This window comes from Micromonospora sp. L31 (assembly GCF_052068075.1).
GTDB lineage: Bacteria > Actinomycetota > Actinomycetes > Mycobacteriales > Micromonosporaceae > Micromonospora > Micromonospora purpureochromogenes.
The window spans coordinates 1,033,502-1,047,859 of sequence record NZ_JBQHDC010000001.1; the positions used below are offsets into that span (position 1 = coordinate 1,033,502).

The window sequence follows — 14,358 nt, forward strand, 5'->3', positions numbered from 1 at the left end:
AGTCCGACGGCCCGAGGCAAGTGGGATCGGCAGTCAATCGTCGTGGAAGCAACGAAATCTGCGACCGTCCGTGGCTGGCGCTACGGATTCCGTACAGCCAGACCGGGCCGGGTCGGCCCCGCGCAAGGACGGGCAGCCTCAAGGTCCACTCCGTTTGCGGCGTGTCGCGGCATCCGGGCGGTGGGATACCGCGACACGCCGCAAACGGGGTGGACCAAAAAGCGGCGTTGATCAGGCCGTACCCCAGCTGTAGGTCTGCTTGCGCAGCTTGAGGTAGACGAACGCCTCGGTCGCCAGCACCCCGGGGACGGCGCGCAGCTTCTGCAGGATCTCCAGCAGGTGGGCGTCGTTGCGGCAGACCACCTCGGCCAGCAGGTCGAACGAGCCGGCGGTGATCACCACGTAGTCGATCTCCTCGAACTCGGCGAGCCGGTCGGCCACCGCCTCCAGGTCGCCGTCGGTACGCAGGCCGATCATGGCCTGGCGGGGGAACCCGAGCTGGAGCGGGTCGGTGACGGCGACGATCTGCATCACCCCGGCGTCGAGCAGCCGCTGCACCCGCTGCCGCACCGCCGCCTCGGAGAGCCCGACGGCCTTGCCGATGGTCGCGTACGGCCGGCGGCCGTCCTCCTGGAGCTGCTCGATGATCTGCTTCGCCACGTCGTCGAGCAGGGCGTGGCTGGCGCCCTCGCGGACAGCCACCCGCCGCCCGCCGTTGCCGTTGTCCTGCTGCCGGTTCGTCATCGACCACTCCCCATGTCCGTTCGCCCGGGTGAGCCTAGTGCCATCGGGCAGTGTGGCGTATTTCGTCGTCCATTGCTATTCCCGCAACGGAATCCCTTGTGGGGTCGGTCACCTCATGTCAGGATCAGTCGTCCCAGGCACCTGACCCCTCCCGCCGGCGCGTCACCCCCGTCCCCGCCGCCGACGGACGACCCCCTAGGAGTCGTCACATGCGAACTCCCCTGAAGCCCTTTACCCGGCGTGGACTGCTCACCGGCACCCTCTCCTCGGCCGCCCTGCTCGCCGCGGGCGGCGCGCTCGCCGGCTGCGGCACCAAGGCCGCGACCCAGACCGAGGAGGGCTGCAAGAGCGAGGACCTCTCCGCGACCGAGAAGAAGCTGGCCTTCGCCAACTGGCCGCAGTACATGGACGTGGACGAGAAGGACGAGTCGAAGCGGCCCAGCCTCGACGCGTTCGTCCAGAAGACCGGCATCCAGGTCACCTACACCGAGGACATCAACGACAACAACGAGTTCTTCGGCAAGGTGCAGAACCAACTGGCCAGCTGCCAGAGCACCGACCGGGACATCATCGTCCTCACCGACTGGATGGCCGCCCGGATGATCCGGCTGGGCTGGATCCAGAAGCTCGACCCGGCGAAGATCCCGAACGTGGCGGCCAACCTGCTGCCGTCGCTGATCAACCGGTCCTTCGACCCGGACAACCGGATCGCCATCCCGTGGCAGTCCGGCCTGGCCGGCCTGGCCTACAACGGCAACGTCACCAAGGAGCTTCGCACCGTCGACGAGCTGCTGACCCGCCCCGACCTGAAGGGCAAGGTGACCGCCCTGTCCGAGATGCGGGACACCATGGGTCTGCTGCTGCAGTCCAACGGGCACGACCCGGCCAACTTCACCGGGGCCCAGTTCGACGACGCGCTCAACAAGCTCAAGAAGGCCGTCGACTCCGGGCAGATCCGCAAGTTCACCGGCAACGACTACGCCCCGGACCTCGCCAAGGGCGACATCGCCGCCTGCATCGGCTGGTCCGGTGACGTCATCCAGCTCACCGGCGAGGACGAGAAGATCAAGTTCGTCTCGCCCGAGTCGGGCGTGATGCTGTTCAGCGACAACATGATGGTGCCGAACAAGGCCACCCACAAGGCGAACGCCGAAGCGCTGATCAACTACTACTACGAGCCGGCGGTCGCAGCGCAGCTCGCCGCGTACGTCAACTACATCTGCCCGGTCAAGGGCGCGCAGGCCGAGATGGAGAAGATCGACCCGGAGCTGGCGGCCAACCCGCTGATCTTCCCGGACGAGGCCCTCCTGTCGAAGTCCAAGGTCTTCATGGCCTTGGACGAGAAGCAGGAGAAGGAGTACGAAACGAAGTTCCAGCAGGTCATCGGGGCGTGAGGACGATGGGACACGAGTCACCGGCCGGCGACCTGAGGCTGGCCAACCTCACCAAGCGGTTCGGCGTCTTCACCGCGGTGGACGACCTCAGCCTGACCATCCCGCAGGGCTCGTTCTTCGCCCTGCTCGGGGCGTCCGGCTGCGGCAAGACCACCACGCTGCGGATGATCGCCGGACTGGAGGAACCGACCAGCGGGCAGGTGCTGCTCGGTGACCGGGACATCGCCCGGTTGCGGCCGTACAAGCGGCCGGTGAACACCGTGTTCCAGAGCTACGCGCTCTTCCCGCACCTGAACATCTTCGAGAATGTGGCGTTCGGGCTGCGCCGGCGCGGCATCCGCTCGGTCGACGACGAGGTCATGCGGATGCTGTCGCTGGTGCAGCTCGACGACTACGGCAGCCGGCGCCCCGCGCAGCTCTCCGGTGGGCAGCAGCAGCGGGTCGCCCTGGCCCGCGCGCTGATCAACCGCCCGCAGGTGCTGCTGCTCGACGAGCCGCTGGGCGCGCTCGACCTGAAGCTGCGGCGGCAGATGCAGATCGAGCTGAAGCGGATCCAGACCGAGGTCGGGATCACCTTCGTGCACGTCACCCACGACCAGGAGGAGGCCATGACCATGGCCGACACGGTCGCGGTGATGAACGCCGGCCGGATCGAGCAGCTCGGCGCCCCGGCCGACATCTACGAGTTCCCGGCCACCGCGTTCGTGGCGAACTTCCTCGGCCAGTCCAACCTGCTGGCCGCCGAGGCCGCGGGCACCGCCGGCACCGCGGTGCCGGTCACCGCCCACGGCGCCCGTTTCTCGGTGCCCGCCGATCGCGCCCGCGCCGACCGGGGCGCGGTCTACCTGGGGGTACGCCCGGAGAAGCTGCACCTGGTCGGCTCCGCCGACCAGGTGCCCGACGGGCATCAGCACATCGAGGGTGTGGTCACCGACGCCTCCTACGTGGGGGTCAGCACCCAGTACCTGGTCCGCACCGGCTGGGGGAGCGAGCTCTCCGCGTTCGCGGCGAACAGCGGTGCGGGCGGCCAGTTGCCGGTCGGCACCCGGGTGGTGGCGCACTGGCACCCCCGGCACGCCTTCCTGCTGCCCCGTGAGCCGGGCCAGGACGACCGCACCACCCCGCTGCTCGACGAGCCGGTGGGTGCGGCCTCATGACCGCGCTGTCCCACGTACCGACCCCGTCGGGGCAGGTGGCCGCCGCGCCGCCACCGCCCCGGCGGGGCCGGCACCGGCTGCTGCCGTACCTGCTGTTGCTGCCCGGCGCGGCCTGGCTGTTCGTCTTCTTCGGCCTGCCGCTGCTGCAACTGGCCGCGGCCAGCCTCTACGACCCCAGCGGCTCGCTCTCCACCGGGTACGCGCTGACCTGGGCGTTCGGCAACTACCCGGACGCGTTGCAGGCGTACTGGCCGCAGTTCGCCCGCTCCTTCGGCTACGCCGGGATCGCGCTGGTGCTGGCCCTGCTGATGGGCTACCCGCTGGCCTACGCGATCGCGCAGAAGGCCGGCCGGTGGAAGAACCTGCTGCTGGTCTGCGTGGTCGCCCCGATGTTCACCAGTTTCCTGGTGCGCACCCTGGCCTGGAAGACCATCCTGTCGGACAACGGCGCGCTGGTCGGCCTGCTGCGCGACCTGCACCTGCTCGCGCCCGACGGCCGGCTGCTCGCCACCCCGGTCGCGGTGATCCTCGGCCTGACCTACAACTTCCTGCCGTTCCTGGTGCTGCCGCTGTACGCGAGCCTGGAGCGGCTGGACTACCGGCTGCTGGAGGCGGCGAGCGACCTGTACGCCAGCCCGGTGCAGGCGTTCCGCCGGGTCACCCTGCCGCTGTCCATGCCCGGCCTGATCGCCGGCACGCTGCTCTTCTTCATCCCGGCCACCGGTGACTACATCAACGCGGAACTGCTCGGCACCCCGAACGAATACATGATCGGCAACGTCATCGACTCGGCGTTCCTGGTCCGACTGGACTACCCGCAGGGCGCGGCGCTGTCGTTCCTGCTGATGGCGGCGATCCTCGCGGTGGTCTTCGTCTACCTGCGCCGCGCCGGCACCGATGAGGTGGTCTGATGAGCGCGAGGAGTGCAGCGGAGCGGAGCCCCGCAGTCGCGAATGAAGGTGGGCTCTGATGAGGCTGTCCCGATGGCTGGCCGACCGCTGGGTGATGGCCGTGGCCCTGCTGGTGCTCGGCTACCTCTCCCTGCCGATCCTGGTGGTGGCCGGCCTCTCCTTCAACCGCCCGTCCAGCCGGCTGTCGTACGACTTCCACGAGTTCACCCTGGACAACTGGCGGCAGCCCTGCGCCACCTCCGAGATGTGCGACGCGGTGGTCCGCAGCGTGCAGATCGGCTTCATCGCCACCGTCGTCGCCACCGTGATCGGCACCCTGATGGCGTTCGCCCTGGTCCGGCACCGGTTCCGCGGCCGTACCGGGATCAACCTGCTGATCTTCCTGCCGATGGCCACCCCGGAGCTGGTGATGGGTACCTCGCTGCTCGCCCTCTTCGTCTCCGCCGGCGTGCCGCAGGGCTTCTGGACCATCGTCATCGCGCACGTCATGTTCTGCGTGTCGTTCGTGGTGGTGACGGTCAAGGCGCGGCTGGCCGGGATGGACCGGCGGCTGGAGGAGGCCGCGATGGACCTCTACGCCAGCGAGTGGCAGACGTTCCGGCGGATCACCCTGCCGCTGGTGCTGCCCGGCATCGTGGCCGCCGCGCTGCTCGCCTTCTCGCTCAGCTTCGACGACTTCATCATCACGAACTTCAACGCCGGCACCACGGTCACCTTCCCGATGTACGTCTGGGGCGCCGCCCAGCGGGGCATTCCGCCGCAGGTCAACGTGATCGGCACGGCGATGTTCGTGATCGCGCTGCTGCTGGTCGGGGCCAGCTCGCTGCGCGGACGCCGGGCCCGGCGCGCCGACCTCGCGGCCGCCCCGGCGGCCGGCCGGCGGGCGAAGAGCCCGTCATGATCCTCCCGCATACCGGCCGGGCGCTCGCCGAGGCGGCGCCCGTGCCCTACTGGCTCGACCGCCCGGAACGCCCCGACCCGCTGCCGCCGCTGCACGGTACGCACACCGCCGACCTGCTGGTCGTCGGCGGCGGCTACAGCGGCCTGTGGTCGGCGCTGCTCGCCAAGCGCGACGATCCCGTGCGGGACGTGCTGCTGGTCGAGGCGGGCACCTGCGGCTGGGCGGCGTCCGGGCGCAACGGCGGGTTCTGCGCCGCCTCGCTGACCCACGGGCTGGCCAACGGCGTGGACCGCTTTCCCGGCGAGATCGACGAGCTGGAGCGGCTCGGCCGGGAGAACCTGGCCGCGATCGCGGCGACCGTCGAGGCGTACGGGATCGACTGCGAGTTCGAGCGCACCGGCGAGCTGGCGGTGGCGGTCGAGCCGTACCAGCTCGCCGGGCTGGCCGAGGAGACCGAGCTGGCCCGCCGGTACGGCCACGACGTGCGGCTGCTCGACCGCGACGAGGTGCGCGCCGAGGTGGACTCGCCGACGTACCTCGGTGGGCTGTGGGACCGCGACCGGGTGGCCATGCTGGACCCGGCGAAGCTGGCCTGGGGCCTGCGCCGGGCCTGCCTCGACGAGGGGGTGCGGATCCACGAGCACACCCGGGTGACCGGCCTGCGCCGCGACGGCGCCGCGCTGCGGGCGGCGACCGCCGGCGGGCCGGACGCGGCGCCGGGGGCGGTACGGGCCCGGCAGGTGGTGCTCGCCACCAACGCCTTCCCGCCGCTGCTGCGCCGGCTGCGCGCCTGGCTCGTGCCGGTCTACGACTACGCCCTGATGACCGAGCCGCTGACCCCGGCGCAGCGGGACGCGATCGGCTGGCGTAACCGGCAGGGGCTGGCGGACACCGGCAACCAGTTCCACTACTACCGGATCACCGGCGATCAGCGGATCCTCTTCGGCGGCTACGACGCGGTCTACCACTACGGCAACCGCATAGCCCCCGAACTCGAGCAGCGACCGGCCACCTTCACCGCCCTCGCCGACCACTTCTTCACCACGTTCCCCCAGCTGGAGGACTTGCGCTTCAGCCACCGCTGGGGCGGGGTGATCGACACCTGCACCCGGTTCTGCCCGTTCTTCGGCACCGCCTACGACGGCCGGCTGGCGTACGCGGCCGGCTACACCGGGCTCGGCGTCGGCGCCACCCGGTTCGGCGCGCGGGTGATGCTCGACCTGCTCAGCGGCGAGGAAACCCCGCTGACCCGGCTCGACCTGGTCCGCAGCACGCCGCTGCCGTTCCCGCCGGAGCCCGTCCGGGCCGCCGGCATCAACCTCACCCGCTGGTCGCTCGCCCGCGCCGACGCGCGCGAGGGCCGGCGCAACGTCTGGCTCCGTACTCTCGATCGCCTTGGTTTGGGGTTTGATTCCTGATGCGCATCCTGCTCGTCGGCGCCGGTGGCGTCGGCTCCGCCGCTGTCGCCATCGCCGCCCGCCGTTCCTTCTTCGAGACCATGGTCGTCGCCGACTACGACCTCGGCCGCGCCGAGCGTGCCGTGGCCGGGCACGGTGACCAGTTCGTCGCCGCCAAGGTGGACGCCTCCGCCGCCGACGCGGTCGCCGCGCTCTGCCGGGAGCACCGGATCACCCACGTGCTCAACGCGGTCGACCCGCGCTTCGTCATGCCGATCTTCGACGGCGCCTTCGCCGCCGGGGCCGACTACCTCGACATGGCCATGTCGCTGTCCCACCCGCACCCGTCCCGCCCCTACGCCGAGACCGGGGTGAAGCTCGGCGACGACCAGTTCGCCGTCACCGACCGGTGGGCGGCGGGCGGCCGGCTGGCGCTCTGCGGCATCGGCATCGAGCCGGGCCTGTCGGACGTCTTCGCCCGGTACGCCGCCGACGAGCTGTTCGACGAGATCGACGAGATCGGCGTCCGCGACGGCGCCAACCTCACCGTCGACGGCTACGACTTCGCGCCGTCGTTCTCCATCTGGACCACCATCGAGGAGTGCCTGAACCCGCCGGTGATCTGGGAGGCCGGCCGGGGCTGGTACACCACCGAGCCGTTCAGCGAGCCGGAGGTCTTCGACTTCCCGGAGGGGATCGGCCCGGTCGAGTGCGTCAACGTCGAGCACGAGGAGGTGCTGCTCATCCCGCGCTGGGTGAAGGCGAAGCGGGTCACCTTCAAGTACGGCCTGGGCGACGAGTTCATCGAGGTGCTGAAGGCCCTGCACAAGGTCGGCCTCGACTCGACCGCTCCGGTCTCCGTCCGGGGCGTCGAGGTGTCGCCCCGGGACGTGGTGGCCGCCAGCCTGCCCGACCCGGCCACCCTGGGCGACCGGATGCGCGGCAAGACCTGCGCCGGCACCTGGGTCACCGGCACCGGCAAGGACGGGCAGCCGCGTGAGGTCTACCTCTACCACGTGGTCGACAACGAGTGGTCCATGCGGGAGTACGGCCACCAGGCCGTCGTCTGGCAGACCGCGGTGAACCCGGTGGTGGCCCTGGAACTGCTCGCCACCGGCGCGTGGTCGGGGACCGGGGTGATCGGCCCCGAGGCGCTGCCGCCCCGCCCCTTCCTCGACCTGCTCACCGGGTACGGCTCGCCGTGGGGGATCCAGGAGCGATGAACCGCTACGGCCCGATGTACGGCCCCGACGTCACCTTCCTCGGGGTGGACCGCTGCACCCTGGACGACCCCGCGTCGTACGCGGACGCCGACGTCGTCATCGTCGGTGCGCCCTTCGACGGCGGTACCTCGCACCGGCCCGGCACCCGCTTCGGCCCGTCCGCCATCCGACAGGCCTGCTACCTGCCGCACGACGGCTCCCGCCCGTCCCTGGCGATGCGCGTCGACGGGCTGCGCGACCTGCGGGTCTACGACGCCGGTGACGTGGAGATGTTCTCCGGCGACATCGAGCGGTCGCTGGCGTCGCTGGAGGCCGCCGTGTACGCCGTCGCCGCCGCCGGCGCGATCCCGATCGTCCTCGGTGGGGACCACTCCATCGCCCTGCCCGACGCCACCGGGGTCGCCCGGCAGCACGGGCTCGGCCGGGTGTCGCTGGTGCACTTCGACGCGCACGCGGACACCGGACACATCGAGTTCGGCTCATTGCACGGGCACGGCCAGCCGATGCGCCGGCTCATCGAGTCCGGCGCGGTACGCGGCGACCGGTTCCTCCAGATCGGCCTGCGCGGCTACTGGCCCGACCCGCCCACCCTGGCGTGGATGGCCGCCCAGCGGATGCGCTCCTACGAGATGACCGAGCTGGTGTCGCGCGGCCTCGACACCTGCCTGTCGGAGGCCTTCACGATCGCGACCGACGAGTGCGAGGGGGTCTTCCTCTCCGTCGACGTGGACGTGGTCGACCCGGGCATGGCACCGGGCACCGGCACGCCGGAGCCGGGCGGCCTGACCTCCCGGCAGTTGCTCGACGCGGTCCGCCGGGTCTGCTACGAACTGCCCGTGGTCGGGGTGGACGTGGTCGAGGTCGCCCCGCCGTACGACCACGCCGACATCACCGCGTACCTGGGCAACCGGGTGGTCCTGGAGGCGTTGTCGGCCATCGCCCGGCGGCGCCGGGACGCGGCCGGCGGGCCGCCGTGGGATCCGCGACAGCCCCTGCTGGACGGCCGCTGACCCGCGCCCCCGCCCCGCCCCGCCCCGCCCCCACCCCTCCCGCGATCTTGCACTTTCTGCCCTGACTTTTCGGTCATAAGGCGCACATCGAGGGCCATAAGTGCAAGATCGCGGGAGGGGTGGGGGCGGGGCGAGGGCGGGAGAGGAGGGGAGGGGTTTTCCACAGGGGGGTTGGTTGTCCACAGGGTGGGGTTTGGGGTGGGCGGGGAGGGGTGGGGTTGGGGGATTCTGCCCGCATGGGGGTTCAACTGTGGCGCGTGGAGTCGTTGACTCGTCAGATCACCGTCAAGCGGCTTCGGACGCGGGTCGGCAGGGAGGAACTGCGCCGGGTGCGGCGAGGCGTCTACGCCGACCAGCCGTGCGATGACGAGGACGAGCTGCGGGCGCTCATGCTGTGCCTGCCCGAGGAGGCCATGCTGGCGCGGCAGACCGCGGCGCGGCGGCACGGGTTCGGAGTGCTGCGAGAAGATCAGGTTCACGTCCAGCTTCCCGCCGCGGTGCCCAAACCGCGACTCCCGGGGCTGGTCGTGCACCACTCGGTACTTCCGGTCGAGCCCGTTCTCGTCGGTGATCTGCCGTGCGTCCCGCCGGTCCGATGTGCCGTGGACCTCGCGCGCACCGTCCGCCGGATGGACGCCCTGCCGGTGCTAGACGCTGCCGTTCGCTCCGGAACGGTGACCCGGGACGAGCTGTTGGCCGAGGTTACGGCTCATCGGGCCCTGCGCGGTGTCCGCCAGGCCCGGGAGTTGGTGCCGCTCGCCGACGGTCGGCCGGAGTGTCGGCAGGAGAGCCAACTACGATTGGTGCTGATCGACAGCCGGCTGCCGGCGCCCGAACCTCAGCTGTGGGTGTTGGACCGGGACGGCATCCCTCGGTACCGACTGGATCTGGGCTACCGCCAGCGCCGCGTGGGCATCGAATACGACGGACTGTCCCACCTGGACCGCGACCGGATGCGGTACGACCGCGACCGCCTCAATTGGCTCGACGCCAACGGCTGGCGCATGCGCTACTTCACCGACCGCGACCTCTACCGCCGCCCCGCCCACATAGTCGCCACCATCCGCGCCGCCCTCTCGTGATCCTCCTCTGCGCGATCTTGCACTTTGTGCCCACAGGCTGTCTTTTATGTCCGGGATGCCGGGGCGCAAAGTGCAAGATCGCGGCTGCTGTGTCAGGCGGCGAGCCGGGAGCGGATGAGGAAGCGGACGCCGTCCGGCGCCTCCAGGGAGAACCCGCTGCCCCGGCCGGGCACCACGTCGACCGTCAACCGGGTGTGTTTCCACAGCTCCCACTGGGACGTCGACATCCAGAACTCGACCGGCTCGGGCACCCCGTCGACGGCGAGCGACGCCAGCAGGACGTCCGACGATCCGGTACGGAACTCGCCGGCCGGGTAGCACATCGGGGCGCTGCCGTCGCAGCAGCCGCCGGACTGGTGGAACATCAGGGGCCCGTGCCGCTCTCGCAGCGACCGGATCAGCTCGGCCGCCGCGGGAGTGACGGTAACGGGCGGCGCCGTGGCGCCCGGGGGACCGGGCACCACAGCGTCTCCACGGGCAGCCATCAGAAGAAGCCGAGCTTCTTGGTGGAGTAGCTGACCAGCAGGTTCTTGGTCTGCTGGTAGTGCTCCAGCATCATCTTGTGGTTCTCCCGCCCGATGCCGGACTGCTTGTACCCGCCGAACGCGGCGTGCGCCGGGTACGCGTGGTAGCAGTTCGTCCAGACCCGCCCGGCCTGGATCGACCGCCCGGCCCGGTACGCGGTGTTCATGTCCCGGGTCCAGACGCCCGCGCCCAGCCCGTACAGGGTGTCGTTGGCGATCTTCACGGCGTCGTCCAGGTCGGCGAAGGAGGTCACCGAGACCACCGGGCCGAAGATCTCCTCCTGGAAGATCCGCATCGAGTTGTCGCCCTCGAAGATGGTTGGTTCAACGTAGTACCCGCCCGACAACTCGCCGCCCAGCTCCGCCCGGGCTCCGCCGGTGAGCACCTTCGCCCCCTCCTGGCGGCCGATGTCCAGGTAGGACAGGATCTTCTCCAGCTGGTCGTTGGACGCCTGCGCGCCGACCATCGTGTCGGTGTCCAGCGGGTGGCCCTGCACGATCCGGCCGGTCCGCTCCACCGCCGCGGCCAGGAAGTCCGAGTAGTGGCCCTGCTGGATCAGCGCCCGGGACGGGCAGGTGCAGACCTCGCCCTGGTTGAGGGCGAACATGGTGAAGCCTTCGAGCGCCTTGTCGTGGAAGTCGTCGTGGGCGGCGCTCACGTCGTCGAAGAAGATGTTCGGGCTCTTGCCGCCCAGCTCCAGGGTGACGGGTTTGATGTTCTCGCTGGCGTACTGCATGATCAGCCGCCCGGTGGTGGTCTCGCCGGTGAACGCCACCTTCGCCACCCGGGGCGAGGACGCCAGCGGCTTGCCCGCCTCGACGCCGAAGCCGTTGACGATGTTCAGCACGCCGGGCGGGAGCAGGTCGGCGACCAGCGAGAGCCAGTAGTGGATCGACGCCGGGGTCTGCTCGGCCGGCTTGAGCACCACCGCGTTCCCGGCCGCGAGGGCCGGCGCGAGCTTCCAGGTCGCCATCAGGATCGGGAAGTTCCACGGGATGATCTGCCCGACCACGCCGAGCGGCTCGTGGAAGTGGTACGCCACGGTGTCGTCGTCGATCTCGCCGAGGGTGCCCTCCTGGGCCCGGATCGCCCCGGCGAAGTACCGGAAGTGGTCGATCGCCAGCGGGATGTCGGCGGCCAGCGTCTCCCGTACCGGCTTGCCGTTCTCCCAGGTCTCGGCGATGGCGAGGGATTCCAGGTTCTCCTGCATCCGGTCGGCGATCCTGTTGAGGATCAGCGACCGTTCGGCGACCGACGTGCGTCCCCAGGCGTCGGCGGCGCCGTGCGCGGCGTCGAGCGCCTTCTCGACGTCCTCGGCGGTGCCCCGGGCCACCTCACAGAAGGTCTGACCGGTGACCGGGGTGGGGTTCTCGAAGTACTGCCCGCCGTGCGGCTTGACGTACTCGCCGCCGATGAAGTGGTCGTAGCGGGACTGCCAGTGGGTGGGGGCGTCGTAGCGCGTCATGGGTACCTCCGCCGTCCGTCAGGGGTGATGGCGGGACGCTAGTTTCCGCGACGTTGCAGCGACGTTGCGCGCTCCAGGTCGTACTCGGCGGAGAGCTGGCCGATGCGGGCCAGGGCGAGCGGCCGGCGCGGCGCGCCCGGCGGCAACGCCCGCGCCAGGGCCTGCCAGGCGGTGAGGTCGTCGGCGCCGGCGGGCGTCGCGGTCCAGGCCGCGAGCAGCGCCGGGTCGCCGGCGGCCAGCACGGCCGCGCGCAGCTGCCCGTCGACCAGCCGGCGCAGCCGGGCCACCCCCGGCGCGTCCGAGGCGGGCAGCAGCGACCCCGGGTACGCCCGGAGCGCGCCCGCCGCGTCGCCGCGTTCCAGCAGCTCGCCGACGGTACGGAAGTCGGCGCGCACGGTGCCGCGCAGCCGGTACGGGCGGGAGTCGAGCAGTTCGGGGCCGAGCGCGCGGCGCAGCCGGGACAGCTCGGCGCGCAGGGTGACCGGGTGCAGCCGGTCGTCGCCGTAGAGGTCGAGGCCGAGCTGTTCGCCGGTGCGCCCTTCGGGGTGGTCGAGCAGCAGCACCAGCAGTTCGCTGTGCCGGCGGCCGAGCCGGACGCGCCGCCCGCCGACGCGCAGCTCGGCCTCGTCGCGGCCGAGGGCGGCCACCGAGATGACGTCGGGGTCGGCCGGGGCGGCGCTGGCCAGGAACGCCTCGGCGGCCCGCGCGGTGGCCCGGACCAGGGCGAGGCTCTGTGGGGTGGCGAGGTGGTCGCCACCGGTGATGTCGATGGCGCCGAGCAGCCGGCCGGTGGGGTCGTGGATGGGTGCCGCGGCGCAGGTCCAGCGCTGCACCGGGCGGACGAAGTGCTCGGTGGCGAAGATCTGCACGCTGTGGTCGACGGCGAGGGCGGTGCCGGGGGCGTTGGTGCCCGCGTGCGCCTCGTCCCAACGGGCGCCGGGGACGAAGTTCATCCGTTCGGCGTGCCGGAGCACCCCCGGATGCCCCTCCACCCAGAGCAGCCGCCCGCCCGCGTCGCAGACCGCCATCAGGTGCGCGCCGTCGTCGGCGATGCCGCCGAGCAGGTCGCGGAAGAGCGGCAGCACCCGGGCGAGGGGATGGCCAGCGCGGTAGCTCTCCAGCGCGTCGTCGGTGAGGTCGACCGGGGCGGTGGCCTCCGGGTCGAGCAGTGCGCCGGCCGACCGCCGCCAGGACTCGGCCACCACGTCGCGGACCCGGGATGGCAGGTCACCGGCGGTGAGGAACGCTTCGTGGGCGGCACCGACCTGCGCGATCCGCTCGGCCGGATCGGCACCGAATTCCAGGGCGAGCCATGGGTCGGCCATCGGCGACCTCCTCGCGCCCATCGTGACGCAGCCCACCCCTGATCGCCAATACCGGTTGCCGCGCCGATCGACGCCGGTCATCCTGGTGCCTCGGTCGTCGCCGCCAGGTCGCGGCGTCGTGAGTGGAGAAGGGGCGGTCGTGATGGTCGGGACGAGGGAACGGATGCTGGTGCAGCTCCAGCTGGTCAGCGACGACCGCCACCTGGTGGCCTGGGTACGCGACGACCGCCGGGTACGCGTCGGCGTGGAGCTGTCGCTGCGCGACCACGCCGAGCCGGACCGGTTCTGGCGGGTGGTCGCCAAGGGCGAGCCGCGTCCGGCCGGCGAGATCCACCGCGGCTGGCACAACGACATCTGACCTTCCGCCGGCTTCGTGACCGTCGGTGTCGGCGCCGGTGTCACCGCGTCACCGAATCGGCCTTCCGGAAACTCTCCTGCCAGAACCGCTGAACCGCGCAGCGCTCCCACGCCGTACCAGGCGGCGTACGTAGATCACCGGACGACGGGAGACACAAGGTGCAGCGCAAGCACGTGTTGGCGGCAGGGGTGGCGGTGGTCGCCGCGGCGGTGGTGGCGGTCGGGACCGGGTTCGGCTTCGCCGACACCACCCCCGCCGGGCAGAGCGCCTGCCAGGGCTCGGTGACGTTCTCGGCCGAGGGCGGAGCACCCGCCGCGACCAGCGGGCAGTTCCCGGTGGGCACCCGGCTGCGGGTGACCAACCTGGACAACAACAAGGCGGTGACCGTGACGGTCACCGGCCCGTCCGGAAGTTGTGTCCTGCTCAACGCCGCCGCGATGGAGCTGGTCCGGGAACCGGGCAAGAACGTGATCCGGCGCAACCTGGTGGAGCGCCTGGACGGGGCCGCCGCGCAGCCCGGGGGAGCGGCCCAGCCCGGCGGTCAGACCCGGCCGGGTAGCGCCCAGCCCCCGGCGCAGCCGGGTGGCGCGCCCGCGGCGAGTGTCTGCGCCGGTGCGATCACCTTCTCGGCCGAGGGCGGGGCGCCCGCCGCGACCAGCGGCCAGTTCCCGGTCGGTACCCGGCTGCGGGTGACCAACCTGGACAACAGCAAGGTGGTGACGGTGACGGTGACCGGCCCGTCGGGCAGTTGCGTGCTGCTCAACGCCGCCGCGATGGACGCGATCCGGGAGCCCGGCAAGAACCTGGTCCGCCGCAACACCGTCGAACTGCTCCGTTGACCCGCCGGCCCGCTGGTGCGAAGCGGG

The 14,358-nt window shown here is 71.4% G+C and carries 14 protein-coding genes; 10 read left to right on the top strand and 4 right to left on the bottom strand.

The window, feature by feature from the left end; translation table 11 throughout:
- Positions 1-231: 231 nt before the first annotated feature.
- A complete protein-coding gene (locus ACTMS9_RS05040; protein ID WP_441147091.1) occupies positions 232-744 on the bottom strand; it encodes an Lrp/AsnC family transcriptional regulator in 513 nt (170 codons plus the stop codon).
- 209 nt (positions 745-953) lie between these two features.
- Between ACTMS9_RS05040 and ACTMS9_RS05045 the strand changes: the two genes are divergently transcribed.
- From ACTMS9_RS05045 to ACTMS9_RS05080, 8 genes are all read left to right on the top strand, one after another.
- Entirely contained in the window at positions 954-2,138 is a 1,185-nt protein-coding gene (locus ACTMS9_RS05045; RefSeq protein WP_441164228.1) for a polyamine ABC transporter substrate-binding protein, read from the top strand.
- Positions 2,139-2,143: 5 nt separating this feature from the next.
- Complete coding sequence (locus ACTMS9_RS05050; RefSeq protein WP_441147087.1) at positions 2,144-3,295, top strand: ABC transporter ATP-binding protein; 1,152 nt, start codon at positions 2,144-2,146, stop codon at positions 3,293-3,295.
- Complete coding sequence (locus tag ACTMS9_RS05055) at positions 3,292-4,206, top strand: ABC transporter permease (RefSeq protein WP_441147085.1); 915 nt, start codon at positions 3,292-3,294, stop codon at positions 4,204-4,206. The genes ACTMS9_RS05050 and ACTMS9_RS05055 overlap by 4 nt, the downstream gene beginning before the upstream one ends.
- Positions 4,207-4,264: 58 nt before the next feature.
- The gene (locus ACTMS9_RS05060) at positions 4,265-5,107 is read left to right on the top strand and encodes an ABC transporter permease (protein ID WP_441164229.1); all 843 of its coding nucleotides are present in this window, start codon (positions 4,265-4,267) and stop codon (positions 5,105-5,107) included.
- The gene (locus ACTMS9_RS05065; protein WP_441164230.1) at positions 5,104-6,525 is read left to right on the top strand and encodes an NAD(P)/FAD-dependent oxidoreductase; all 1,422 of its coding nucleotides are present in this window, start codon (positions 5,104-5,106) and stop codon (positions 6,523-6,525) included. Before ACTMS9_RS05060 ends, ACTMS9_RS05065 begins: the two co-directional genes overlap by 4 nt.
- Complete coding sequence (locus ACTMS9_RS05070) at positions 6,525-7,727, top strand: saccharopine dehydrogenase family protein (protein ID WP_441147079.1); 1,203 nt, start codon at positions 6,525-6,527, stop codon at positions 7,725-7,727. The genes ACTMS9_RS05065 and ACTMS9_RS05070 overlap by 1 nt, the downstream gene beginning before the upstream one ends.
- Positions 7,724-8,737 (top strand): agmatinase, encoded by a 1,014-nt coding sequence (gene speB / locus ACTMS9_RS05075; RefSeq protein ID WP_357610647.1) that lies wholly within the window; start codon positions 7,724-7,726, stop codon positions 8,735-8,737. Before ACTMS9_RS05070 ends, speB begins: the two co-directional genes overlap by 4 nt.
- 218 nt (positions 8,738-8,955) lie before the next feature.
- Positions 8,956-9,819 carry a DUF559 domain-containing protein gene (locus ACTMS9_RS05080; RefSeq protein ID WP_441147077.1) on the top strand — a complete coding sequence of 288 codons (864 nt, stop codon included), beginning with the start codon at positions 8,956-8,958 and terminating at the stop codon, positions 9,817-9,819.
- A 92-nt stretch (positions 9,820-9,911) separates the two neighbouring features.
- Here ACTMS9_RS05080 and ACTMS9_RS05085 read toward each other — a convergent pair whose 3' ends face one another.
- From ACTMS9_RS05085 to ACTMS9_RS05095, 3 genes are read right to left on the bottom strand one after another with little or no spacing between them, the layout of a single operon-like run.
- Positions 9,912-10,304, bottom strand: coding sequence for a DUF779 domain-containing protein (locus ACTMS9_RS05085; protein ID WP_441164231.1), 393 nt, complete (start codon positions 10,302-10,304; stop codon positions 9,912-9,914).
- Positions 10,304-11,809, bottom strand: a complete 1,506-nt coding sequence (gene adh, locus ACTMS9_RS05090) for an aldehyde dehydrogenase (protein ID WP_441147073.1) — start codon at positions 11,807-11,809, stop codon at positions 10,304-10,306. The genes ACTMS9_RS05085 and adh overlap by 1 nt, the downstream gene beginning before the upstream one ends.
- 38 nt (positions 11,810-11,847) lie before the next feature.
- The gene (locus tag ACTMS9_RS05095) at positions 11,848-13,134 is read right to left on the bottom strand and encodes a GAF domain-containing protein (RefSeq protein WP_441164232.1); all 1,287 of its coding nucleotides are present in this window, start codon (positions 13,132-13,134) and stop codon (positions 11,848-11,850) included.
- Positions 13,135-13,252: 118 nt separating this feature from the next.
- Between ACTMS9_RS05095 and ACTMS9_RS05100 the strand changes: the two genes are divergently transcribed.
- Together ACTMS9_RS05100 and ACTMS9_RS05105 are read left to right on the top strand one after the other, a co-directional pair.
- Positions 13,253-13,492 (top strand): hypothetical protein, encoded by a 240-nt coding sequence (locus ACTMS9_RS05100; protein ID WP_441147069.1) that lies wholly within the window; start codon positions 13,253-13,255, stop codon positions 13,490-13,492.
- 158 nt (positions 13,493-13,650) lie between these two features.
- A complete protein-coding gene (locus tag ACTMS9_RS05105; RefSeq protein ID WP_441164233.1) occupies positions 13,651-14,331 on the top strand; it encodes a hypothetical protein in 681 nt (226 codons plus the stop codon).
- The last annotated feature ends 27 nt before the right edge of the window (positions 14,332-14,358 follow it).